At 73.7% G+C, this 23,084-nt stretch carries 19 protein-coding genes; 10 read left to right on the plus strand and 9 right to left on the minus strand.

From position 1 onward, the window contains the following. The 3 genes from FXF51_RS55540 to FXF51_RS55550 form a co-directional block, all read right to left on the minus strand. A partial coding sequence (locus FXF51_RS55540) for a condensation domain-containing protein (RefSeq protein ID WP_262380538.1) occupies positions 1–733 on the minus strand: 733 nt, incomplete at its 3' end. Next, a complete protein-coding gene (locus FXF51_RS55545; protein ID WP_148442969.1) occupies positions 730–1,056 on the minus strand; it encodes a chorismate-binding protein in 327 nt (108 codons plus the stop codon). The genes FXF51_RS55545 and FXF51_RS55540, both read right to left, overlap by 4 nt. 15 nt (positions 1,057–1,071) lie before the next feature. Beyond that, positions 1,072–1,425: an SDR family oxidoreductase gene (locus tag FXF51_RS55550; RefSeq protein WP_148442970.1), complete on the minus strand. Its 354-nt coding sequence runs from the start codon at positions 1,423–1,425 to the stop codon at positions 1,072–1,074. Positions 1,426–1,648: 223 nt separating this feature from the next. Between FXF51_RS55550 and FXF51_RS55555 the strand changes: the two genes are divergently transcribed. From FXF51_RS55555 to FXF51_RS55580, 6 genes are all read left to right on the plus strand, one after another. Beyond that, positions 1,649–2,290 carry a chemotaxis protein CheB gene (locus tag FXF51_RS55555; RefSeq protein WP_187415111.1) on the plus strand — a complete coding sequence of 214 codons (642 nt, stop codon included), beginning with the start codon at positions 1,649–1,651 and terminating at the stop codon, positions 2,288–2,290. Between the two features lie 6 nt (positions 2,291–2,296). Beyond that, positions 2,297–4,879, plus strand: coding sequence for a hypothetical protein (locus FXF51_RS55560; RefSeq protein WP_148442972.1), 2,583 nt, complete (start codon positions 2,297–2,299; stop codon positions 4,877–4,879). Positions 4,880–4,888: 9 nt separating this feature from the next. Further along, complete coding sequence (locus FXF51_RS55565; RefSeq protein WP_148442973.1) at positions 4,889–7,351, plus strand: hypothetical protein; 2,463 nt, start codon at positions 4,889–4,891, stop codon at positions 7,349–7,351. A 140-nt stretch (positions 7,352–7,491) separates the two neighbouring features. After that, the gene (locus FXF51_RS55570; RefSeq protein ID WP_222871915.1) at positions 7,492–8,886 is read left to right on the plus strand and encodes a DUF2201 family putative metallopeptidase; all 1,395 of its coding nucleotides are present in this window, start codon (positions 7,492–7,494) and stop codon (positions 8,884–8,886) included. 36 nt (positions 8,887–8,922) lie between these two features. After that, entirely contained in the window at positions 8,923–10,761 is a 1,839-nt protein-coding gene (locus FXF51_RS55575; RefSeq protein WP_262380541.1) for an AAA family ATPase, read from the plus strand. Between the two features lie 98 nt (positions 10,762–10,859). After that, complete coding sequence (locus FXF51_RS55580) at positions 10,860–11,543, plus strand: flavin reductase family protein (protein WP_148442975.1); 684 nt, start codon at positions 10,860–10,862, stop codon at positions 11,541–11,543. 71 nt (positions 11,544–11,614) lie between these two features. On the opposite strand, the gene FXF51_RS55585 is transcribed toward FXF51_RS55580, so the two are convergent. Then, positions 11,615–12,529, minus strand: coding sequence for a zinc-binding dehydrogenase (locus FXF51_RS55585; protein WP_148442976.1), 915 nt, complete (start codon positions 12,527–12,529; stop codon positions 11,615–11,617). A gap of 103 nt (positions 12,530–12,632) precedes the next feature. On the opposite strand from FXF51_RS55585, the gene FXF51_RS55590 reads away from it, so the two are divergent. Continuing rightward, complete coding sequence (locus tag FXF51_RS55590) at positions 12,633–13,313, plus strand: TetR/AcrR family transcriptional regulator (protein WP_148442977.1); 681 nt, start codon at positions 12,633–12,635, stop codon at positions 13,311–13,313. A gap of 68 nt (positions 13,314–13,381) precedes the next feature. Then, entirely contained in the window at positions 13,382–14,434 is a 1,053-nt protein-coding gene (locus FXF51_RS55595; protein WP_148442978.1) for an aldo/keto reductase, read from the plus strand. Between the two features lie 142 nt (positions 14,435–14,576). Here the strand turns inward: FXF51_RS55595 and FXF51_RS55600 are convergent, their stop codons facing one another. The 3 genes from FXF51_RS55600 to FXF51_RS55610 all read right to left on the minus strand — a co-directional run bounded on the left by FXF51_RS55600 (position 14,577) and on the right by FXF51_RS55610 (position 18,022). Continuing rightward, positions 14,577–16,130, minus strand: coding sequence for an AMP-binding protein (locus tag FXF51_RS55600; protein WP_148442979.1), 1,554 nt, complete (start codon positions 16,128–16,130; stop codon positions 14,577–14,579). A gap of 90 nt (positions 16,131–16,220) precedes the next feature. After that, positions 16,221–16,997, minus strand: coding sequence for an ABC transporter permease (locus FXF51_RS55605; RefSeq protein WP_222871916.1), 777 nt, complete (start codon positions 16,995–16,997; stop codon positions 16,221–16,223). Between the two features lie 5 nt (positions 16,998–17,002). Next, positions 17,003–18,022: an ABC transporter substrate-binding protein gene (locus FXF51_RS55610; RefSeq protein ID WP_187415112.1), complete on the minus strand. Its 1,020-nt coding sequence runs from the start codon at positions 18,020–18,022 to the stop codon at positions 17,003–17,005. Positions 18,023–18,107: 85 nt separating this feature from the next. Between FXF51_RS55610 and FXF51_RS55615 the strand changes: the two genes are divergently transcribed. After that, positions 18,108–18,896 carry an ABC transporter ATP-binding protein gene (locus FXF51_RS55615; protein ID WP_148442981.1) on the plus strand — a complete coding sequence of 263 codons (789 nt, stop codon included), beginning with the start codon at positions 18,108–18,110 and terminating at the stop codon, positions 18,894–18,896. Here FXF51_RS55615 and FXF51_RS55620 read toward each other — a convergent pair. Next, positions 18,887–19,156, minus strand: a complete 270-nt coding sequence (locus FXF51_RS55620) for a hypothetical protein (protein ID WP_148442982.1) — start codon at positions 19,154–19,156, stop codon at positions 18,887–18,889. The two genes, FXF51_RS55615 and FXF51_RS55620, sit on opposite strands and share 10 nt — an antisense overlap. A 62-nt stretch (positions 19,157–19,218) precedes the next feature. After that, on the minus strand, positions 19,219–20,046 hold the full coding sequence (locus FXF51_RS55625) for an extradiol ring-cleavage dioxygenase (RefSeq protein ID WP_187415113.1): 828 nt from the start codon (positions 20,044–20,046) through the stop codon (positions 19,219–19,221). A 113-nt stretch (positions 20,047–20,159) separates the two neighbouring features. Between FXF51_RS55625 and FXF51_RS55630 the strand changes: the two genes are divergently transcribed. Continuing rightward, positions 20,160–22,991 (plus strand): hypothetical protein, encoded by a 2,832-nt coding sequence (locus FXF51_RS55630; protein WP_187415114.1) that lies wholly within the window; start codon positions 20,160–20,162, stop codon positions 22,989–22,991. Positions 22,992–23,084: the final 93 nt, after the last annotated feature.

Consider the following 23,084-nt stretch of genomic DNA (forward strand, 5'->3'; position numbering starts at 1 on the left):
CGCAAGCGCGTCGGGCCGTGGAGACGGGGGGCCGCGAGGGGGCGCGAGGGAGGAGGAAGGCGTGGGGGCGCGGGGAACCGCAGAGAGAGCACGCAGAACCCCGACGGCGAAGGCCGGCCGGTGCCGGGGCGCCGCCGAGCCGGTCCAGCCAGTACGCCCGGTCGCGCGCGTACCGTCCGGAGGCCCGGTAGGCCTCCTCCTCCGCCAGCACCGGCGCCATCGACCCGAACGGGCCCGCGCCCGGCGTCAGCCCGTCGGCGAGGGCGGTGTAGATGCCGGCGGTGCGGGAGACGAGCATGGACAGGGCGTAGGCGTCGATGAGGATGTGGTGCGCCCGCAGGTACCAGACGTGGTGCTCGCCGGTCAGCCGCAGCAGCGCGTGGCGGGACAGGCGGCCGGTCACGACGTCCACGGGGGTGCGCAGGTCGGCGGCCATCCACTCGCGGGCGGCGGTCTCGGGGTCGGGCTCGCCGCGCAGGTCGACGACGGTGAGGCAGCCGCGCAGGGAGTCGTACTCGGGCAGGTACTGGGCGGGCTCGTCGGTGAAGCGCAGCCGTAGCGGCTCGGCTTCGGCCAGGCAGCGCTCCAGGGCCCGTTCGAAGGTGTCCACCCGTAGCGGGCCGTGGATGTCGATCCGGTCGGCCGCGTTGTAGACGGGGTTGCCGGGGTCCAGGCGCTGGGCGAACCAGATTCCGGCCTGCGCTCCGGACAGCGGCATGCTCTGCTGGGTCACGCGGGCGACCGCCCCTCCAGCAGCTGCGCCCACGCCGCGATCGGCGGCTGCTCCACCAGGCCGGGGAAGCCGATCGTGCGCCCCTCCCGCTGCCGGCGTTCGATGAGCGTCATGACGCGGCTGGACAGGTGCCACATCGTCTCGGTGGAGGTCGGCTCGGGGATGACCGGCCCGTGCAGGTCCTTGCAGTACGGCGCCGGCGCGTCGGCCACGGCCTCGGCGACGAGGCGGTGCTCGTGCAGGTCCTTGGCCGAGGCGAACAGCACCGACTCCGCGCGGTCAGAGCCCGCCAGCGGATCCGCCGCGGTTGTCAGCAGATGCATGAAGTTCCAATCTCGTCAGGCGCGAAGGGTCGCGCCGCCATCCACGAGGAGGTCGTGCATGGTGATGTGCCTGGCGCGTTCCGAGCACAGGAACACCACCGCGTCGGCGATGTCGGCCGGGTCGGCCACCCGGCCGAGCGGGATGCCGACGCGGAAGGCGCCGGGGTCGCCGGCGAGCGTGGCCGACAGCGCCTCGTCCGGGTCCTCTCCGCTCCACAGCGCGCGCAGCATGGCCGTGTCGGTCGAGCCGGGTGAGACGACGTTGCACCTGATGCCGTGCCTGGCCACCTCCAGGCCGAGGCAGCGGGTGAACATGCGCGCCGCCGCCTTGGACGCGGCGTAGGCGATGCCGCCTTCGATCCCGTCCATTGCGGCAAGTCCTCCCCGAATGCTTTAGTTAGGTAAGCCTTGCCTAATTTGATCGGAAAGTCAGCATCTGTCAAGGGAGCGTTCCGATTGCCTCCCCAGCCGTCCGCCGCCCGTTATGGAGGCCTTCCGCCCCGCCACCGCGGCCGTCGTCGTAGAGTGGAATCCGAGGGATTCCGGCGGCATGACCTGCGATGTCGCTTTTCCTGAGGGAAGGAGCACCGTCATGGTCTCCGCAACCGACAGGTCAGGGCCCGCTTCGCCGGGCCGTGCCGCGTGCCCGGTCGTCGCCCTCGTCTCCTCGGCCGGCGGGCTCACCGCGACCGGCACGGTCCTGGCGGGCCTGCCGTCCGAGCTGGACGCCGCCGTGATCGTGCTGCAGCACATGGCGCCGGACCACAAAAGCCTCCTGCCGGAGATCCTCGGCCGGCGGACACTCCTGCCGGTGGCGGCGGCCTACGACGGGCAGCCACTCGTCCCCGGGCGGGTGGCGGTCGCGCCGCCGGGCTCGCACCTGCTGGTGTCCGGCGACCGGCGGCTGGCGCTCACCCCCTCGGGCCCGTACCCGCCGTCCCGGCCGTCCGCCGACCTGCTGCTGGTGACCCTTGCCCTCGCCGCGGGGCCCGACGCCATCGCGGTCGTCCTGTCGGGCAAGGGCAACGACAGCGCGACGGGCGCCGCCGCCGTGCACCGCTTCGGCGGCACCGTCGTCGCCACCGACGCCGCGACCAGCAACCACTTCGACATGCCCGCGGCGTGCATCGTGCAGGACGCGACCGTCGACCACGTGGTGCCGCTGGACCAGGTGGCTCCGCTGCTGGTCGGCCTGCTCCGGCGGCCCAGGCTCGGCGCGGGGACGCCGGGCTGACGATCTTTGACGGGCGGGCGGAGATCAAGTACGCTTCCCGGCTTCGTCCCCCTGGCCTTCACGGAGCCCGCCATCGACACCTGGCCGTACCGGCTCGGGCCGCAGGAGAGCGAGCGGCTGTTCCTCCCGCTGCTCGTCTCTGCCCTGCCCGACTGGACCCACCCCCTCGCCTCTGCCGCGGACGTCCTGCGGCCCGCGCTCGCCGGCGCCCCGCTGCCCGGCGCCCTCGTCGAAGCGGTGCTGGCCGCCGGCGAACCCGCCCAGCTCGGCCTCCTGGCGGCCAACCAGCGGCTTCTTTCCGACAGGCCTGACCTGCGCGACCGGCTCGCCGCCACCGGCTGCGCCCCGGTCGCGCGGGTGATCCTGGGGCTGGGCCACGCCCGGGAGACCGCGTGGCCGCTGCGTGCCCGGCGGCGTGTCCTGGACTGTGCCGGGGGTGCGGGGTGGGCGGGGCCGGAAGGGGTGGCGACGGCGCTGCTGGCCATGTCCGACCCGGGGCTGCTGCGGGCCGCCGTGGGCTGTCCGGTGGCCGGGGTGGCTCGTGGCGTGCTGGTCGCGGTGGGTGGTGGGCTGACCCGGGCCGAGCAGCTGCGCGGGTTGCTGACCGTGCACGATCACGATGGCGGGCCGGCCGCGCTCCGGCTGCTGGACGGGGCTTCCTGGTTACGTCCGGTCGTCGCCGAGGTGGTGCGGGACGTTCTCGCTACTGGTGACGCCGGGGCGCTGCGGAAGGCGGCGGAGGTCGCCGAGGGCACGGACGGGCTGGTCGAGGAGCTGCTCGACACCGGGTCGGCGGAGCGCGAGGAGCTTCTGGGGCTGCGTGACGAGGTGGACTGGGCGCTGGTGGCCGCCTGGACGGAGGCGTTCGACGAGGTCGCCGCCGGGGCGCTCGTCGCGCGGGCGGACTGTCCCGGCTGGGCTCGGGATGAGCTCTATCGCGTGCACGGGGTGGCGGTGGCGGAGCGTGCGGCGCGGGTGGACGTGGGGATGTTCGCCGTGGCGCCGGGTGGGGCGCGTGCCGCCAAGGCGGTGGGTGTGGTGGCGCGGCGGGTGCTGGACGAGGGGCCCGGCGATTCGGCTGTCGTCGCGGTGCTGGAGGCGGCGCGGCCCGCCGTGGCGGTGCTGGAGGCGCTCCGGCAACCGTCCGGCGGCGCCGGGCCCGTCTGGGCGTCGCTGGCGTCCCTGGTGGCTGAGCGGCTGGGCGAGGACGTCGAGGCGTGGCGGGCGGTGCGTGCCCGGCTGCCCAGGTTCGCCGGGACGGTCGCCGAGCTCCTGCACCAGGCCCCACCCGCCGGGAAGCAGGCCGGTGGATGGCCCGGCGGGAGCGCCATGCCGGAGTCCGAGCGCTCCACCACGGTCACCGGCGCCCGCTCCGCCTTCCTCACCCTCCTGGACGCCGCCCCCGCGCACGATGCCCTGCTCCCCCACCTCGACGGCCGCACCGTCTGCGACCTGTTCGGCCACGGCCGGTGGCGTCCGGAGTGGATCGACCTCGCACTCTCCTCACCCGACCCCCGCCACCTGCGGGTCCTCACGAACCGCGGCTCCCTCCCCGCCGCCGCCATCGACGTGCTGATGCGCCTCGACGACCCGGCCGTCAACGCCCGCCTGTTCGTGCGGACCGCCGCCACCGCCCCGCAACGCGAGCGCCTGCTGTCCGGACGGCCCTTCAACGCCCCGGGCCCGCTCCCCCTGGACCCCGAGATGGTCAAGGAGCTGTCGCGGCGCGCGGCGGGGTGGCGCGGGCGCGACGCGGTGGACTGCGCCGACCTGGAGCTGCAGCGGCACATCCTGCGGCACGTCCGGGTGCGCGGCATCGTCCCGCAGCTGCGCATGATGCTCAACCTGTGGGAGCGGCACGGCGCCGACCAGGTGACCAACCTGCTGGACGACGAGCCGCAGGCCATCGCCCACACCCGCAAGGTCATCCGCCGCGAGGTCCGCGCCTACCTGACCAAACTGCTGGCCGGGCGCGACCGCGAAGCCGCCCTGGCCAAGCTGCGCGCCAGGGTCACCGAGGGCGAGACCGTCCAGTGGCAGATCGCCGCGCTGCGCGAGCAGGACCACTCCGGCAACGAGCTGTTCAAGGAGGCGCAGCTGTGGCACTGGGCGGACCTGATGGCCGAACACGCCCGCGACCCGCTGCCGGGCGTGGCGCTCAACGGCCTCGCCAAGATCCCCGAGTGCCCTGACGAGCTGCGCGCCCAGGCCGCGCTGCACGGCTACGACCAGGCTCCCCGGGAGGTTCTCGACGCCCTGGCGGCCGGGACGACACCGCGGGAGCTGCTGCGCGGCGGCTCGATCGACTATGACGTCGTGACCTGGGTGCACCAGGCGACCAAGACGGGGCAGCTCACCTGGGACGAGGTGCTGGAGTCCGCACGGCCCGCACTCAGGGTGCTGATGCTCTGGGGCGGCGAACGGCTGCGCGACCCGCTCACCTCCCTCGTCCGTGCCTGCCTCGACCCCGCCCCCGAGGCGTGGGTGCTGGCGCTGCGCATGCTGCCCGACTTCACCGGCTCGGTCGCCGAGCTGCTGCGCACCGCCGCCACGGCCACCGGCGTCGTCCTCGCCCACGGAACGGAGTGAGCCCCCGCCATGGCAGGCATCCACCGCTGGAAGGACGTCCGGCCGCTGATCGAGGCCGCCGCCGTCGACGACTGGTCCCGGCCGCTGTCCGGGGCCGCCGAGCTGCTGACGGAGCAGCTCCGGCACGGCGGCGTCATCCCTGACGGGCTGCTGGAGTGCGCGATCGGGCAACGTGAGCCGGATTTCCTCGACGCCGTCCTGGGCAACGACCAGGTGCTCGCGGACCCGGCCCTGCTCGACCAGATCGCGGAGCTCGCGCTGGCCGGTGACATCCGGCCGCTGGTTGGGCCGCTGCTGGTGCGGCGGGCCATGGTGAGCCGGGCCGAGGTACGGGAGCGGCTGGCGGAGACGGGGCACCCCCGGGTCGCGGATGAGGCGCACGTCCCTGGAGGCACCGGCTGGAGTTACCGGCTGCGCCGCAAGGTGCTGGCCGCCGCAGGGCCTGGTGAGGCGGTTCGTCAGGCGTGGAAGCTGCTCGGGCACAAGGGCTGGGTGTCCGCCGCCGACCAGCTCTACGCCCTGCTCGTCCTGCACGAGCACGGGGAGCGCCTGGCCGGGGTCGCCGCCGACCGGCTGCTGCCCGAGGTCGCCGAGGTGCTGCACCCGTTCGACGGCGGGGAGCGGCTGCGAGCGGCGGCCGAGCGGGCCATGGGCGCCGAAGGCCTCGTCGCGGAGCTGCACGCCCCGTTCCCCGGCCACGACGTTTCCCTGGCGGCCAGAGAGCCCCTGGACTGGGCGGCCCTGACCGCCGCCGCACGCGAGAACATGTTCCCGAAGGACGCCGCCGCGGCGGTGGCCGCCCACCCCGGCTGCCCGGACGACCTGCGCGACCTCCTCTACACGCGGCATCCGGCGGCGGTCGCCGAGCGCGCCGCCCACCTCGACCTGAACCTGGTCACGGCGCCGTGCCCGAAGCGCAGCCGCGCCAAGGCGGTGCGCACGCTGATCCAGCGCGGCCTGGGCCAGGGCATCGGCGGCGCCGCCCTGGCCATGGACGGCGCCCCGGCCGTCGCGGTCCTGGAGGCGATGCGGGCGCGGCCCGGGGAGCCGGGGGCGGCGCGGGCGGAGTGGGAGGCGTTCGCCAAGGTGCTGGCGGGGCTGGTGGCGGAGCGGCTCGGGGATGACGTCCACGCCTGGCGTTCGGCGCGCGCCCTGCTGGGCGGCTTCGCGGGCACCGTTCCCGAGCTGCTGGCCGAAGCCGCCGCCGTTCCTCACCCAAGTCCGGCGGCCGAGTGGCCGGAAGCCGCCGACCACCCCCTCACGTCCTCACCCTCCTCCCTGTCCGGCGCGCGAGCCGCGTTCGTGACGCTGCTGGACGCCGCCCCCGACACCGCCCACGCCGCCCTGCTCCCCCACCTCGACGCCCGGACCACCCACGACCTGTACCGCTTCTGCTCCTGGCGGCACTCGTGGCCGGGCCATGCGGCCACCACGGAGTCGGCGTCGCCGGCGCGAATCCTGGCCGCACGGCCGGGCCTGCCGGTGGACGCGGTCGAACGGCTCCTGGACGTCCCGGACCCCGAGGTGCTCACCACGCTGTTCTGGCACCTCGCCACCACCGGCGACCAGCGCGCCCGCATCATGTCCACCGCGGCGGAGCCCCTCCTCGCCCAGCTCGACCGCCTGGTGAGCCTGCCTGAGCACGCGCAGGGCTGGCGGCTCGGCGACCTCTGCGCCTGCCCCTCCCCCGACCTGTTCCTGCGCGCGCTGAAGGAGGTGTTCGTCCTCGGCCGCGTGCCGCAGCTCGAACTTTTCTGCCACGTCTGGCGCACCTGGGGCCCCGGCCAGGTCGCGGCGATGCTCACCCGCACTCCGGTCACGTACTCGACCTACGACGGATCGCGCGACGAGATCCGGGACCTGCTGGCCCTGCCCGGCCGTGCCGCCGCGCTGGCCGAGCTGGAGGCGCGGGTGGCCGAGGGGACGAGCGCGCGGGGACAGGCCGCGATGTGGCGCGGGCGCAGGGACCGGGCCGCGATGGTGAAGGAGACCCATCGATGGCACTGGGCCGAGCTGCTGGAGGAGCACCGCCGCGAGCCGTTCCACAGCGATCTCGTCGGGCTGCTGCCCCGCCTGCCCGACTGCCCGGACGAGTTCCGGCGCGAGGCCCGTACGGTGCTGCTGAGCTGGGAGGGCAAGCCGTACCGGCAGTTGATGGCGGGCGTCCCGGCCGCGGAGGTGCTCGCCGAGTCCGACGCCGACCACCTCGACTCCATGGGACGTGAGTGGCTGCTCCAGGCGATACGACGGGGCCGCGTCACCTGGGCGCAGGCCCTGGAGCACGCGCGCCCGGCGAGAGCCGTGCTCCAGCAGCTCGGCGAGGACGAGCAGGGGCGCGCGGCGCTGGCCGTGCTCATGGACGGCACGCTCAAGGGCGGCGCGGACGCCTGGCTGCTGGCGGTGTCCATGGTGCCGGACTTCACGGGGACGGTGGCCGAGCTGCTGCGCACGGCGGGCTTGGCGGCGGGCTGACCGTTCCGCCTGCCCCGCGGCGGCGGGCTGAGGGACGGGCCTCGTGCCCGCCATCGGCCGGCGCGGGTTTGTCGGTGGCGATCGATAACGTGCCGCTACAACGCAACACCAGCTACAACGCAACACACGAAGGGGGACACGTGGCCACTGCGACCACCCGCGGGCGCGTCATCGACCTCACCGACCGGCGCGCCCTGGCCGCCTGCTCTCCCGCCGACCCGGAGGTGATCGAGCGGGCGCGGCGGTGGAAGGAGGCCGCGCTGCTCGACTTCGGCATCAAGGACAGCGTGGTCGCCTCGTGGCTGTACACCAAGTGCCACCACCAGATCCCGACGACGGCCGTGCCCACGGCGGCGGTCGTGGCCTCGGGCGACGGCACGTGCCTGCTGCTGTACAACCCGGTCTTCTTCGACGGCCTCGGCGTCCAGGGCGTCAAGTTCGTGCTGTACCACGAGGCGCGCCACCTCATCCAGCGCCACCTGTACGTGGACGAGACGCTGCGCGCCGACCCGGTGTTCACGCTGGCCACCGAGGTGAGCATCAACCACGTGGTGCTGACCCGGCTGGGCAGGCACGAGCTGCCGCGCACCCCGGAGGGCGGCAGCACGGGCGTCGATCCGCGCGAGGTACACCGGGCCTACACCGACGACCTGCGCGGCCAGGGGCTGGAGCCGCTGCCGTACGACGCGTTCGTGCGCACCGACCTGACGGTCTACGGCGAGCTCAAGCGCATGGCCGACCCGCCCGTGCCGGAGCCGGTCTGCGTGCATCTGGGCGAGGATGTCCCGGTGGACGCGGAGACCCTGGCGGGGGTCGCCAAGGACGTGCTGGCCGAGGTGATGCGGCAGGCGCTGGGCGGCAGCGAGCACGCCCGCGCCGAGCTGCTGGAGCTGGCCGGCCGCACCGAGGGCGGCGGCGAACGGCTGGAGCGCCTGTGGGGTGACCTGGGCCTGGCGGCGCTGCGGGGCGAGACGCCGCGCACCCGGCGGGTCGAGTGGTGGAAGCGGTGGCTGGCCGACACGCTGGCCTCCAAGCTGCGCGAGGGCGAGCGCCTGGTCTATCCGAAGAAGCTGGGCGCGGTGCTGCTGTCGCTGGGGCACGACCCGATGTTGTCGCGGCGCGGGCCCGAGCGGGTCAAGGTGGTGCTGGTGGCGTTCGACACCTCGGGTTCGATGCCGGACACGGTGGTGGAGTGGCTGACCACGCTCGTCGGGCGGACCGATGGCGTGGAGACGCACTGGCTGAGCTTCGACGGCGCGGTGATGCCGTTCGTGGCGGGCGAGCGGGTGCTGGGCGGCGGCGGCACGAACTTCCAGAACGTCGTCGACTACGCCGAGGGCCGGCTGCAGGTGGCGGGGCGGGCGTTCGAGCACCGGCCCGACGCTGTGATCATGGTGACCGACGGTTACGCGCCGCCGGTCACGCCGTCCGATCCCGACCGGTGGATCTGGCTGATCACCGACGGCGGCAGCACCTGGCCCGAGACGCACCACCCGCCGATGGCCTGCCACCGGGTCACGACCGGCGAGCGCTGACCCCCGTACCGACGAGAGATGGAGACGATCCGCGCCGTGACCACCACCACTGTGGCCGAGTGGAAGCCGAACGCCACCTACCCCGACCCGCCCGAGGCGGGTGATCGCTCGCGGCTGGAGCGGTTCATCGACGCGATGCTGGCCATGGGGCAGACCGGGCAGGTCTTCGGCGAGCACGGCATCGGCAAGACCTCGACGTTCCTGTCGTACATCCCGCGCGCCCATCCGGGCACCGAGGTGGTGCTGGTTCCCGCCGCCAACCTGACGCCCGACGACCTGCTGGTCAACGCGCCCGTCCGGGGCGATCGGGGCGAGCTGGCCCTCCAGCAGCTCATCATGCGCCAGCTGCGGCCGGGCAGGCCGTTCGTGCTGCTGATCGACGACTCGCTGCAGGCGGGCGACACGATCCAGTCGCAGCTCATGCAGGTGGCGTGCAACTGGACGCTGGGCGAGCACGACCTGCGCGAGCTGGGGTGCGTGGGGGTGTTCCTGACCGACAACGAGTCGGTGGCCGAGACGAGCGCGCGCCGCACCGACCTGGCCGTGCTCGATCGCATGGTGACGCTGCGCATCACCGCCAACGACACCGCCTGGCGGCGGCATCTGGCGTCCCGGCATCCGGACCGGGATCTCACGGAGGTGTTCAGGATCTGGGCGGGGCTGGGGCCGTACCTGCGGCATCTGCTGTCGCCGCGCACGCTGGAGCACGTGCTCGCCTGCGCCCGCGAGGGCTTTCCGCTGCGGTGGGGGCTGCCGCTGCTGAACGGCGCCCGCGTCGCCCTCGCCGAGCCGGGGGCCGACGGGTCGCCCGGCGCCGACCGTACGGACGAGATCCTCGATCGGATCGCGGCGGCGGCGGGCGCGGCCAACCCCGGCCGCATCGCCGACCCGGTGCGGCGCATCCTGCGGGCGGCGGTCCGCAACCGGTGGGCGGTGCTGCTGCAGGGGCCGCCGGGCTGCGGCAAGACGGAGATCACCAAGCAGGTCGTGGCCGAGGAGATCGGGCGCCCGCCGGTCTACTTCTCGCTGCCCGTCACCAACGTCGAGGACCTCTGCGTGCCCATCCCGTCCGCTGACGGCACGCTGGACGTGCTCATGACGCGCTCGCTGCTGAGCCCCGACCCCAAGGTGCTGGTCTGGGACGAGTACAACCGGCCGAAGGACAAGTCGACGTTCGCCAAGCTGATGGAGGTCACCCAGGAGTGGTCGCTGGCGGGGCGGCCCATCCCGGGTCTGCGCGCCCAGGTCGCCTTGCAGAACCCGCCCTACCACCTGGGCCGCAGGCTTCTCGTCAGCTCCAACAACGTGGCGCAGGCCAGCCGCTTCACGGTCAGCTACGAGGTGCGCCCCGACGACATCCCGGCCAACCAGTGGCTGATCGACACCTACGGCCAGACCGCGGAAGTGGTCCTGGAGTGGTGGAAGAACGACATCGACGACGAAGGCCGCGAATGGGTCACCAAACGCACGCTGGAGCGGCTGATCAAGCTGCACCACGTCGGCGAGCCGCTGGAGACGGGGCTGATCTACCTGGGCGAGGGCGAGTACGCGCCCATCCCCCTCGCGGGGCTGCGCCACCGGCTGTCGGGCCGCCGCGCGGTCGGCATCCGCGACCTGGCAGCCGAGGCGGACGACTGGGAGGCGCGGCTGGCCGCGGCCGGGCGGCACGACGAGGGCACCGGCGACTCCGACACCGTCCACCAGATCTTCGCCAACGCGGAGGTGTCGCAGTTGCGCGAGCACCTGGAGGTGGTGGCGCGGTTGCTGCCGCACCTGCCGCCGAAGTTACGCGCCACCTACCTGGTCGGCCAGCCGGAGGACAAGCAGCGCCTGTGGGTGGACGCGTTCGCCATGATGGCCGCCCGCGCCGACTGACACCCCCGCACCGCCCTTCACGGGAGGCGAACGGGAGGCGAACGGGAGGTCCGAACTCCGCCAGCGCCCGGCGGGGCCAGGCACGAGAGTTGTCACCCATGAACGACAACACCGTGGTGCACGAACACGTCCGCATCGAGCCGAACATCCTCTACTTCGGCACCCCCGTCGTGCTCATCTCGTCCTGCAACGAGGACGGCACCCCCAACCTGGCCCCCATGTCGTCGGCGTTCTGGCTGGGCTGGCGCGGCATGCTGGGGCTCGGGGCCAGATCGAAGACGGCCGCGAACCTGCGCAGAACCCGCGAATGCGTCCTCAACCTCCCCTCCGACGCGCTCGCGCCGGCAGTGGACCGCCTTGCGCTCACCACGGGCTCCGACCCGGTGCCGGAACGCAAGTACGAGCGGGGGTACCGGCACGTGACCGACAAGTTCGGCCACGCGGGGCTGACGGCCGTGCCTTCCGAGGTGGTGGCGCCGCCGCGGGTGGCCGAGTGCCCGGTCGCCATGGAGTGCGTGGTGGAGGCGGTGCATCCGGTGGCCGATGGGGGCACGCTCGCCTTCGAGGTCCGGGTGGTGCGGGTGTGGGCGCATGAGGAGATCCGGCTCGCCGGGACTGATGATCATGTTGATCCTGATGCCTGGCGGCCGTTGATCATGAGCTTCCAGAAACTTTACGGGCTTGGGGGGCAGGTGCATTCGTCGCGGCTGGCCGGCATCCCTGAGCGGCTCTACCGGACTGCGGACCTCGACCGGGCCCGCTCGGACGCACCCGTGTCGTAGGGTCGTCAGCCGGACGTGTCCGCAGGCAGGCGGGGGCGGCGGGCGGGAACGTGCCGGACGGCGAGCGGGCGTCAGGCGGGAGAGGCCACATCCAGCACGGCCTTGCCTGCGACACGCCGCTCCAGCAACGCCTCCGCGGCCTCGGCGATCCGTTCCCAGGACCCGCGCCAGCCGATCTCCGGCGAGAGCCGCCCCGCCGCCGCGAACCCGAGCAACGTCCCCAGATCCGGCCCCACCTCGTGCACGTCACCGAACGTGCTCATCGTCTTGGCAGCCCCGACGGAGAGCAGCGAGTAAGCCTCGAACACCGCCGGCTCGCCCGACGCCCACCCGATGTTCTGCACACTCCCACCAGGCGCGAGAAGCTGCCAGGCGGCGGCGAGCTGGGGCCCGCCCACGTTGTCCAGAATCAGGTCAACGGGCCGCTCGACGCCCGCCAACCCGACCACCACCTCTTGAGCACCCAGCTCGGCCAGCCCCTCACCGCGCGCCGCAGACCCCACGGACGCGATCACGTGAGCACCGCCCAGCGCGGCGAGCTGCACCGCGTACCGTCCGACGCCACCCGCAGCGCCGGTGATCAGCACTCGCCGCCCCAGGATGTCCCGGGTACGCAACGTGCGCAGTGCGGTGATGCCGGCCATCGGAAGAGCGGCGGCGTCGGCAAGGTCCACCGCGTCGGGCACTTCGGCGACCGCGGTGGTGTCCGCGGCCATGCGCTCCGCCCAGGCCCCCGCGCCGAACGCGGCCACCCTGGCGCCCACCTTGGGCCCGCTTCCATCGGCGGCGGCGCGGACGACGATTCCGGCGGCGTCGTAGCCGTGGACGGTTCCGGCCGGGCGGCGGCCCGCGAAGGCGACCTCGCCGCGGTTGAGGGAGATGTGGTGGACGGCGAGGAGGAGCTGGTGGGGCTGGGGGGCAGGGTCGGGGGCCGGGCCGAGGCGGAGGGAGCCGGGGGCGTCGGGGGTGACGAGGAGGGCGTGCATGTGTGATCGTCCTTCCGTTCAGGAGGATTCGGACTGTCAGTCCGCTTGGCTGGACGGTAGCATAATCGGACCGACAGTCCGCAACCGTCTCGCGAGGGGTCCCATGGCCGGCCGCCACTCCAACGGCATCGAGAACACGGGGAGCGCCACACAGAACAAGCGCACAGAACGGGCCGAACGGGCCGACGCGGCGCGCAACCGGCAGGCGGTGCTCCGCGCCACCGAGCGACTACTGGCCGAGGGCGGCGGGGACCACGTATCGCTCGATCGGGTCGCCGCACTGGCCGGAGTGGGCAAGGGCACGGTCTTCCGGCGCTTCGGGAGCCGGGCAGGTCTCCTGCAAGCGCTGCTCGAAGAACGTTCACGCGAGCTGCGGGAGGCGATCACGAGCGGCCCGCCGCCCCTCGGCCCCGGCGCGCCCGCCCGCGACCGCCTGCACGCCTTCCTGGACGGGCTCGGCGCGATCGCGGAGGGCAACGCCGTTCTGCTGGCGGCGCACGAGCAGGCATGCGCGCAGGACAAGTACGACGACCCCAGCTACCGGTTGTGGCACGGCCACCTCGCCGCCCTGTTCACCACCGCACGTCCCGGCCTTGACGCCGACTTCCTGGCCCACGCCCTGCTGGCGGTCTTCGACGGCGACCTGATCCGGCACGTGACGACGCCCGGCGACCCTCGCCGTTTTACCCGCTCCGTCCAGGAGATGGCGACGGCGCTGCTCGGTCCGGCGAGCCGGCCCCGCGCGGGCGACGACGCAAGCCCCGGCGAGGCCCGCGACTCCTAATGAAACAAAAACTCCATTAGTGTGCTACCGTTCTTAACGGGAACTTCGACCCGTTAAAGGATGGAATCATGGAATATCGTCAGTTGGGGGCGTCCGGTCTCAAGGTGCCCGCGCTGAGCTTCGGCGCCGGAACGTTCGGCGGCAGGGGTGAGTTGTTCGGCGCCTGGGGCAACACCGACGTGGCAGAGGCCAGACGCCTGGTGGACGTGGCCATCGAGGCGGGGGTGACGATGTTCGACACCGCCGACGTCTACTCCGGCGGCGCCTCCGAGGAGGTGCTCGGCCAGGCGATCAAGGGCCGCCGCGACAAGGTGCTGATCTCCACAAAGGCCGGCCTTCCCACGGACGACACCCCGCACGGCGCCGGCACCTCCCGGCCCCGCCTGATCAGGACGGTGGACGACGCGCTGCGCCGGCTGGGCACCGACCACATCGACCTGTTCCAGTTGCACGCCTTCGACGCGGCCACGCCGGTCGAGGAGGTGCTGTCCACGCTGGGCGACCTCGTCGCGTCCGGCAAGCTCCGGTACGTGGGCGTGTCCAACTTTTCCGGCTGGCACCTCATGAAGTCGCTGGCGGCGGCCGACCGGCACGGCTACCCGCGTTACGTGGCCCACCAGGTCTACTACTCGCTGATCGGCCGCGACTACGAGTGGGAGCTGATGCCCCTCGGCCTCGACCAGGGCGTCGGCGCGCTGGTGTGGAGCCCGCTCGGCTGGGGCCGCCTCACCGGCCGCATCCGTCGCGGGCGTCCGCTCCCCGAGGGCAGCCGCCTGCACCGCACCGCCGCCTACGGACCGCCCGTGGACGACGAGCGGCTGTACGCGGTGGTGGACGTGCTCGACGAGCTCGCCGAGGAGACCGGGCGGAGCGTTCCGCAGATCGCGCTCAACTGGCTGCTCAGCCGCCCGACCGTGGCCTCGGTCATCGTCGGCGCCCGCAACGAGGAGCAACTGCGCGAGAACCTGGGCGCCGTCGGCTGGTCCCTCACCCCCGGCCAGGTGGCCCGCCTCGACGCCGCCAGCACCGTGACGGCCGCCTACCCCTACTACCCGTATCGCAGCCAGGAGGGATTCGCCCGCGTGAACCCGCCGATCGAGCGCCTCATCCACCAGAGGTGACGCGCCCGGGCGGGTGCCCCCCGACGGCTCTGCGCTCGTCCGGAAGCGGAGGGCCGGAAGCGGGGCGGGGTACGGCGATGACAACGTCCCGGGAACAACACGACCTGGTCGCGTGCCAGGCACCGGGGGTGAGGTGACGGGCTCATCCTCGTAGGAGCCGGTCCCGGTCCACCTTGCCGGTCTGGTTGCGCGGCACGGACGCCACGAACTCGACATCGCGCGGCACCTTGAACCCCGCCAGTTCCTCCTTGACCGCCCGCCTGAGCCCCTCCGCCGACAGCCGGGCCCCGTCATCCGCCACCACGTAAGCGGCCAGCCGCTGCCCGTACTCCTCGTCAGGCATCCCCAGCACCGCCACGTCCGCGACGCCGGGGACGCGGGCCAGCACGTTCTCCACCTCCTGCGGGAACACGTTCTCGCCACCGGAGACGATCATGTCGTCGTCGCGCCCGTCGATGAACAGCAGCCCCTGTCCGTCCCGGTGCCCGAGGTCGCCCGTGGCCAGCAGGCCGTCCGGTCCTGTTCCGTTCCCCGCTGCGAAGGTGAGGCCGCCGCCGACGAGCACCCGGCCCACCTCGCCGGCCGGTTGCTCGCGTCCGTCCGGGCCTTCGATGCGCACGGTCGCTCCGCGTGGGGGGCGGCCGACGGTGCCGGGGGCGGCGCGCAGCTCGGCCGGGGTGGCCAGGGCGGCCCAGCCCGCCTCGGTGGAGCCGTAGAGGTTGTAGAGGACGTCCCCGTAGGTGTTCATGAACGCGGTGGCCAGGTCCGGTCGCAGTGCCGAGCCGCCTGAGACCACTGCCCGCAGGTGCGGGAGGGGGCGGGGGTCGCAGGTCAGGAGGCGTTTCAGCATCACCGGTACGGCGACCAGCGCTCCGGCGTGGTGCCGGTCGAGGGCGTCGAGGACGGATTGCGGGTCGAAGCGGCGCATGAGGACGACCGGGCAGCCGAGTACGAGCGCGGCGGCGTACCAGAGGAGTCCGAGCCCGTGGAACAGCGGCGGTGCGATCAGCATCGGCTCGCCGCCACGGATCGGCACGGTGGCCAGCATCGACAGGAACGGCTCCGCCACGGCGGCCGGGGAGAGCCGTCGCGGTGCGCCCTTGGGGACGCCCGTGGTGCCGGAGGTGAGCAGGACCAGCCGCCCTGGCCGGTGGGGCGCGGGTGCCGTGGCCGAGCCGTTCTCCTCGATCAGCTTGTCCAGGTCGCCGGTCCGGGGGCCGTCGAAGCCGACGCGCGGGAGGGCGGGGTCGGCGATGAGGGCGTGGACGGCTTCGCGCCGCAGCACGTCGCGCAGGCGCGGCCCGGCCAGGCCGGTGTTGAGGAGCAGCAGGTCCGCGCCCAGGCGGGACACGGCGGCGACGGCCTCGGCGAAGCCGCGGTGGTTGGGCCACATGACCGCCACCGTGTGGCCGGGGCCGATGCCGAGGCGGTGGTGCAGGGCCGACGCCAGCGCCGCGGCGCGGGCGTCGAGTTCGGCGAACGTGAGCGTGCCGTCCTCGTCCAGCACGGCGGGGCGATCGGGCCAGCGGGCCGCGGCGGCGGCCAGCCCCGTGGCGGGGGTCAGGTGGAAGTGCCGGTACGCCTCCACGACGCGGGCCAGCGCCGACGGGTGCACCGGGCCGAGCAACCCGTTGCGGACGAGGGCGGCGGCGGCACCCAGACCGAAGCCGCCCAGGTCGATCAGCCTTCCGAACATCAGCGTCCTTCCCACACGAGAGGCAGGAGGTACGCGTACCCGCCCAGACCGCGCCGCAACACGCCGTTCGGCCATCGGCCTCCAGCAGGCTCAGCGGACGGCCGCCGTCTCCCGCACCCAGGGCAGCAACAGCCGCTCGGCCAGCACCAGCGCGTAGAACAACGCGATGCTCATGACGCCCAGCAACCCGATGGCGGCGAACGCCAGCGCCGTGTCCGAACTCCCGCCCGCCTGCACGATCACGAAGCCCAGCCCCGCGTCCCCCGCGCTGAACTCCCCGATCACCGCGCCCACCGACGCCAGCGGCATCGCCACCTTCAACCCCGTGAACACCTGCGGCAACGCGCCGGGAAAGCGGATCTTCACGAACGTCTGCCAGCGCGGCGTGTCCAGCGACCTGGCCAGCTCCACCAGCTCCGGCGGCGTCGAGGCCAGCCCGCCCGCCACCGACAACACCACGGGAAAGAAGCACACCAGCAGCGCCATGACCACCTTCGGCTGCTGACCGAACCCCATCCACACCACCAGCAACGGAGCCAGCGCCACCTTCGGGACCGCGTTGAAGGCCACCAGCAGCGGATAGAACATCAGCTCCGCCACCCGGAACGCCGCGATCAGCATCCCGATCACCAGCCCGCAGCCCACCGACAGCACGAACCCCAGCACCGTCTCGCCCAGCGTCACCACCGCCTGCTCCAGCAGGTAGTCCGGGATCCGCAGGAACGCCGCCACCACGTCACCAGGCGACGGCAGCACGATCTCCGGGATCGCGAACGCCGACGCCACCAGCGCCCACGCGCCGACCGCGACGACCACGCCCAGCGTGGACCAGCCCGCCGCGGTCACCGCGTCCCGGCCGCGCTCCACCCGCCTCAGCCCTTGGGCACCAGGTCGAACGACACCACCGAGTCCGGCGTCAGCTCCTCCTCCAGCGCCCCGGCCGTGCTCAGCGCGGTGATCGCCCGCTCCACGCGCTCCCGGCTCATCGTGCCCATCGGCGCCCCGCCGTCCGGGCGCACGTACCCGGCCATCAGGGTCAGCTCGGCGGCGGCCACCTCGGCGTTCTGCGTGGGCTGCTTCGCGACCAGGATCTTCGCCGCCTCCTGCGGATGGTCCACCGCGTACGCCAGGCCCTTGAGCAGCGCCCCGGTGAACCTCCTGACCAGATCCGGCTGGCCCGCCGCGACCTTGGTGGAGGTCGTCACGGCCGAGCCGTACAGGTCGGTGATGACGTCCCCGAACGGCAGGACCGTGACCTCCTTGCCCTTGGCGGCGTTGCTCACCGTGGGCCGGCCGACCACGTACTGGCCGATCGCGTCCACCTGCCCCGAGGCCAGGTTCGCGGCGAGCTGCGCCGGCTCCAGGCTGACCCACTTCACCTTCGATGCGTCCACCCCGGCCAGCCGGGCGTAGCTGGGGAACATCATGCTGATCACCGACGACGCGGCGTCGGCCACCGTCTTGCCCTCCAGGTCCTTCGGAGCGCTGATCCCGCTGCCGTCCAGCGCCATCAGCGCGGCCAGCGTGCGCTGGTGCAGCGCCGCCACCGCGACCGCGCCCTCCGCCTTGCCCCCGGCGGCGCTGATCAGCGTGGCTGTGAAGTCCACGGCGGCGAACTGCGCCCGGCCGCCGAGAACCGCGGCCAGGTTCTCGCCGCTGCCCTGACCGGGCTGCACGGCGACCTCCAGACCGGCCTCCTGGAAGAAGCCCTTCTCCTGCGCGACGTAGACATAGGCCTCCCGGCCGAAAGCGCCGAACCCGGTCACCCACGTGACCTGATCGGCCGCCCGCCGGGACGGCGACGGCTCCCGCACCCCCGAGCCGCAGGCGGCGGGGAGGAAGGACGTCGCGACCAGAACGGAGATCGTGATGACGCGCGGCAGTCGCCCCATGCCCCAGATCATGACGGACCCTGCGCGACGGTCAAGATGTTCCGGCCCGGCACCCGGCATACCATCGGGGTCAGGAGGTCCTCAGGTGATCCTGCTGCGCGAGGTTTCCCAGGTGTTCGGCGGACGCCGCGGCGCCGTCGAAGCGCTGCGCGACCTCGACCTCGAAGTGGCCGACGGCGAGTTCACCGCCGTCGTGGGCCGCTCCGGCTGCGGCAAGTCCACGCTCCTGCGGCTCATCGCCGGCCTGCTCACCGCCACCTCCGGCCAGGTACGCGTCGGCGGCGAGCCCGTCGTCAAACCCCGCCGCGACGTCGCCATCATGTTCCAGCGGCCCGCCCTCCTGCCGTGGCGCAGCGTGCTCGACAACGTCCTGCTGCCCGTCGAGATCTTCGGCTGGCCCCGCCAGGAACACTGCGCCCACGCGCACAGCCTCCTGGAGATGGTCGGGCTGGAGGCATTCCACCGGCGGCTGCCGCACGAGCTGTCCGGCGGCATGCAGCAGCGCGTCGCGCTGTGCCGGGCGCTCATCCAGCGGCCCCGCGTGCTGCTCATGGACGAGCCCTTCTCCGCCCTCGACGCGCTCACCCGCGAGGAGCTGTCGATCGAGCTGCAGCAGATCCACATGGAGCACGCCGCCACCGTCGTCCTCGTCACCCACTCCATCGAGGAGGCCGTGCTGCTCGCCGACCGCGTCGTCGTCCTCACCCCGCGGCCCGGCCGCATCCTCACCGTCGTGGACGTGGACGTGCCCAGGCCGCGCACCCTCGGCCAGCACGCCTACGCCGCCGACCTGGCCCGCTGCTCGGCCGAGCTGCACGAGGTGCTCGGCGCCCGCCGCGCCGCCTCCGGACCGCCGCCCGCCCCTCAGCGGTGAGCGGCGCGGATCCGGTCCGCGTACGTCGGCAGGTCCAGGCCCAGCACCCGGAAACGGCCGAGCTGGTGCAGCAGGAAATGGTTCGCGCCCATCAGCGACAGCCGGCCGACGTCGCCCGCCAGCAGCGCCGCCAGCTCCGCCTCGTCCAACGGCGGACGGGCCGCCCGCAGCGCCTCCTCCGGCGCCCGCGCCAGCTCCCGCCGGAACTCCGGCTCCCTGACCACCCGGTAACACACCTTGTTCACCGCGTACAGACTCACCGCCGTCACCTCACCCGCCACTGACTCCACGCCGTCACGTCCCCGCCACTGACCTCGCGCCGTCACGTCATCCGCCACGCCGCGTAGGCATGACCGAATCTCTCCTGTGCCTCCAGGAACACCGGCGCCCGCGGATCGAACGTCCCCAGCATCGCGATCCAGTCGAGCAGCTCACCACCCGCGTTGCCCGCCCGCGCCAGCTGCTCCTCACTCGCCTCGGCCACCAGCTTGCCCACCTCCGCCGCGTCCAGCAGCGTCAGCACCCGCTCCGCCCACCGCGGATCCGGCACCCCCGTGTGCGAGTCCGCGCTGATCCGCGGCCCGCCGATCTCCAGCGAGAAACTGCCGCTGGCCAGCACCGCCACCCGCGTCGGCGCCGGATCCTCCTCCACCACCGCCCTGATCGCCGCCCCCAGCGCGTGACAGCGCCGCGACAACGGGATCGGCGGCATCAGCCCGCTCACGAACACCGGCACGATCGGCACGTCCATCCCCGGCATCAGGAAGTGCAGCGGCACCGTCACCGCGTGATCCAGCTCGAACTCCTGGCTCATGCCGACGTCGAACTCCGCCCGCACCAGCTCCGCCTGGATCCGCCTGGCGAACGCGGCGTCGATCCGCGCCTCGCACCGCGGCAGCTCCGCGTAGTCGCTCGGCCCGGCGGCCGACTCGGCCACCCCGATGCTGAAGATCGGCACGCTCTCGACGAAGAACGTGTTGTAGTGGTCGGAGGTGAACACGACCAGCACGTCCGGCGCCAGCTCCCGCAACACCCCAGCCACCTCGCCGTAGAGCCGCTCCAGCTCCCGCCCCAGCGGCTCGCCACGCCGCACGATGCCGGGGAAGTGCGGGGTGTGCGGCACGCCCGCCGCACCGACGATCTGCCCCACGCGCCGCTCCTCTCGGCCGCCTCCCTCCAGCGTTGGCCGACCCGCCGCCGCCGTCAACCCGGCCCCCGGGGCGCGAATTCCGCTTGCCTGGCGCCGTCTCCTGCCCGAATCATGTGCGTGTGGTACGGATGGCGTTCGGCGTGGTGACGGGGCGGGATCAGCAGGTGCTCGACGCGCACGGGCGGCTGGTGGCAGACGAGAGCGAAGCCGCCGGGGCCGGCGCGCCCGGGTTCGCCGCGGCTGGGGCGGCCGTCGCGGCCGGGCCCGCCGGGGCCGACCCGCGCCCCGCCGTGGCCGCGCTCGCCCGGTACCTTCACGGCGACGGCGGCACCCTGACCGCGGCCGGCGCCGGCATAGCGCTCTCCCCCGGTTTCGTCACCGCCCGGCTGCACGGCGCGCGCGGTGACCGGCGCGACGCCGTACTGGCCGCCGTCCAGCTCCTCGGCCTCGACGGCCTGCACCGGCTCGGCGAGCGGGCGGGCGTCCTGGTCGCGCTGTTCGGCGCGGAGGCCACCAAGCCGCTGGCCGCCGCGGCCGGGCAGGCCATCGCCGAGCGCCGCTGGGCCGCGCTCCAGCTCGCCTCCGCCGCCAGCGGCGTGCTCGGCGCCGAACAACTCGTCCGCCTCCTCACCCTCGACGGCCCGCCGATCGACCCGACCCCCGACGCCGCCGCCTCCACCATGGCCGCCCACCTCGGGCAGCTCCTCGCCCCGTACTCCGGCAAACGGCGGCTCGACCTCCTCCTCGACCTGTGGCAGCGCGTCGCCGCCCGCCAGGAACGGCTCCGCCGCGACCAGCGGCGGCGCGCCACCCAGGGCAAGCGGAGCAGGCTCGACGAGCTCACCGCCCGCTACCGCAGCCACGACGACGCGCTGCTCCTCGACCAGATCCGCCAGGAGCTCGGCCACGAGCCCACGGTCGCCGAAGCCGCCCGCTGGTTCCCCTACGCCTGGCAGGCGGAGGTGTCCCTGAACCGCACCCTGGCCGACGCCCTGGCCGCCACCGCCCTGGTGCGCACCGCCGTCAACGTCGGCGACCACGGCGTCGTCCAGGGCATGAACCGCTCCACCGCCCTGCTCACCGCCGCCGCCCGCGCCATCAGCCAGGAGGAGGCCCGCGCCGCCGCCCGCCGCGTCCCCGGCCTCACGGGGCTCCCCGCCCGCCCCGGCTGCTACGTCAGGGACCTGGCCGCCCAGCTCGGCAACCCCGCCGAACAGTACGTACGGCAGCGCCTGGCCAGAGCCGCCGAGTACGCCGAGATCCTCCTCGACGTCGCCACCGACCGCCTCATCGAGTTCCGGAACCAGCTCGGCGGCTGGCCGTCCATCAGCATGCGCGACTGGCGCGCCGGCGTCGGGTACCTCACCGGCCGCGACCCCGCCCGATGGGCGCAACCGCCGGTCGGAGACGGCCGTCCCCCGCTCGCCGAACGCCTGGAGGCCCGCCCCGGCGTGCCGGCGGCCGAGGAGGAGACGGCGGGCGACCTGTTCTGGTACGCCGAGCTGGCCGACGCGCTCGCCCAGCTCAACGGCCACGAGCAGGCCGACGTCGAGTACGGCGCCCACTACCCGTACATCGACCACGACCCCGTCCCCGACGACGACCGGCAGCTCGTGCCCTCGCTCGACTCCCTGCCCGCCGCCCTGGCGGGAGCGGCGCAACTCGTCTCGTTCGGCGGGCCGCCGCCCCGCCAGTGCCGCACCTGGCCCGACCTCACCGACCGGCTCCTCGCCGCCCTGGGCGTCACGCAGCGGCTCACCACCGCCTTCCGCGTCCCCGAGCCGCTGCTCGCCCTCGACGGCACCGTCCTGCCCGGCACGGAGGTGCGGCTGCGGTTCGCCCGGGACGCGCGCGCCCTCACGCGGTGGGCCACTTACATGGGCAACTGCATCGCTTCGCTGCCGTACGTCGAAGCTGCCGAACAGGGCGAGTCCGCTCTGGTCGCCTTACATGACGAGGACGGGCGGATCGTCGTCAACGTCAAGCTCGACCAGCACGTCCGGGGGTGGCGGGTCGGGGAGATGCGCGCCCGCTTCAACGCCGATCCCGATCTCGAGCTGCGCCGGAGCGTCGTCGCCTGGGCCGCCGCCCTCCCCTCGGCCATCGTGGAGGAGCCGGCCGCCGATCCGGAGGGCGAGCGCCTTCCTGCGGCCCGGCCCACCTTCCGTCGGCGGGTCGATCGCACGTTCCAGGAGGTCAGCGGGCCGCTGGCGCGGCTGGCGGCCGACGCCTTGGCCGCCGAGGAGACGGTGGACGCCCTCCGCGTGCTGCACGGTTCGGGCGGTGCGCCTCCGGCGGAGGCGCTGACCTCGCTCCGCCGCCTCTCCGCCGACCGCGTCCAGCGGCTCAGCCGTAACAAGCTGCAGGCGGTGGGCTTACCGGCGCTGTGGCGAGCCACCTCGGCACGCCCCCTGGAACGCGCCCTCATCGCCCTCCCCTCCGCCCGCGCCCCGGAGGACGCCGGCGGCCGGCCGCAGCTATCACTCCTCCTGCTCGACGCGCCCCTGCCCGGCTCTCTGAGAAAGCTCGCCCGCCACGACGCCATCGCGCCCGCCCGCTCGATGGAGCTCGTCGCCCGCCGGATCCGCGCCGCCATCGGCCGCCTGGCCCGCGCCGGGGACCCCGCGCTCGCCCACCAGGTGGCCCGCCGCGCCGACACGGCGGTGCTGTGCTCGCTGGTCGTGGCCGTCACGTCCTGGCCGCCGGATCCCGCCCTGCCGACCGTCGCGGTGAGCGAGCCAGGCAGAACGTGCGTGCCCGGCTTTCCCCGCTCCGACCTCGACGACCCGTCGGGGCCGTGGCAGCGCGCGCTTCCCGGCGCCGTGGAACTGGGCGCGGACCTGGACGCGTTCCGGGAGCGGGTCGCCGGTGAGGGGCTGCACGTGCCGGTCGCCTGGCTGGGGCACGGCGGCTGGAACGCGTTGTGGCAACGCGCCGCCCGCTGACACACCGCCCACTGGCAAGCTCGCCCACCGGGCGCGGCACCCGGCCGAGCGCCTTTACATTGTAGATTTCCCGCAGCGCCCCTCTACCCTGAA

The sequence above is a fragment of the Nonomuraea sp. PA05 genome (assembly GCF_008086045.1).
In the GTDB taxonomy this organism is placed as follows: domain Bacteria; phylum Actinomycetota; class Actinomycetes; order Streptosporangiales; family Streptosporangiaceae; genus Nonomuraea; species Nonomuraea monospora.

What these genes read in the sequence shown, in the direction of transcription:
- FXF51_RS55545 (WP_148442969.1), bottom strand. Translation starts at nt 1,056, where the DNA reads ATGCATCTGCTGACAACCGCGGCGGATCCGCTGGCGGGCTCTGACCGC.
- FXF51_RS55550 (WP_148442970.1), bottom strand. Translation starts at nt 1,425, where the DNA reads ATGGACGGGATCGAAGGCGGCATCGCCTACGCCGCGTCCAAGGCGGCG.
- FXF51_RS55555 (WP_187415111.1), top strand. Translation starts at nt 1,649, where the DNA reads ATGGTCTCCGCAACCGACAGGTCAGGGCCCGCTTCGCCGGGCCGTGCC.
- FXF51_RS55565 (WP_148442973.1), top strand. Translation starts at nt 4,889, where the DNA reads ATGGCAGGCATCCACCGCTGGAAGGACGTCCGGCCGCTGATCGAGGCC.
- FXF51_RS55580 (WP_148442975.1), top strand. Translation starts at nt 10,860, where the DNA reads ATGAACGACAACACCGTGGTGCACGAACACGTCCGCATCGAGCCGAAC.
- FXF51_RS55585 (WP_148442976.1), bottom strand. Translation starts at nt 12,529, where the DNA reads ATGCACGCCCTCCTCGTCACCCCCGACGCCCCCGGCTCCCTCCGCCTC.
- FXF51_RS55590 (WP_148442977.1), top strand. Translation starts at nt 12,633, where the DNA reads ATGGCCGGCCGCCACTCCAACGGCATCGAGAACACGGGGAGCGCCACA.
- FXF51_RS55595 (WP_148442978.1), top strand. Translation starts at nt 13,382, where the DNA reads ATGGAATATCGTCAGTTGGGGGCGTCCGGTCTCAAGGTGCCCGCGCTG.
- FXF51_RS55600 (WP_148442979.1), bottom strand. Translation starts at nt 16,130, where the DNA reads ATGTTCGGAAGGCTGATCGACCTGGGCGGCTTCGGTCTGGGTGCCGCC.
- FXF51_RS55610 (WP_187415112.1), bottom strand. Translation starts at nt 18,022, where the DNA reads ATGGGGCGACTGCCGCGCGTCATCACGATCTCCGTTCTGGTCGCGACG.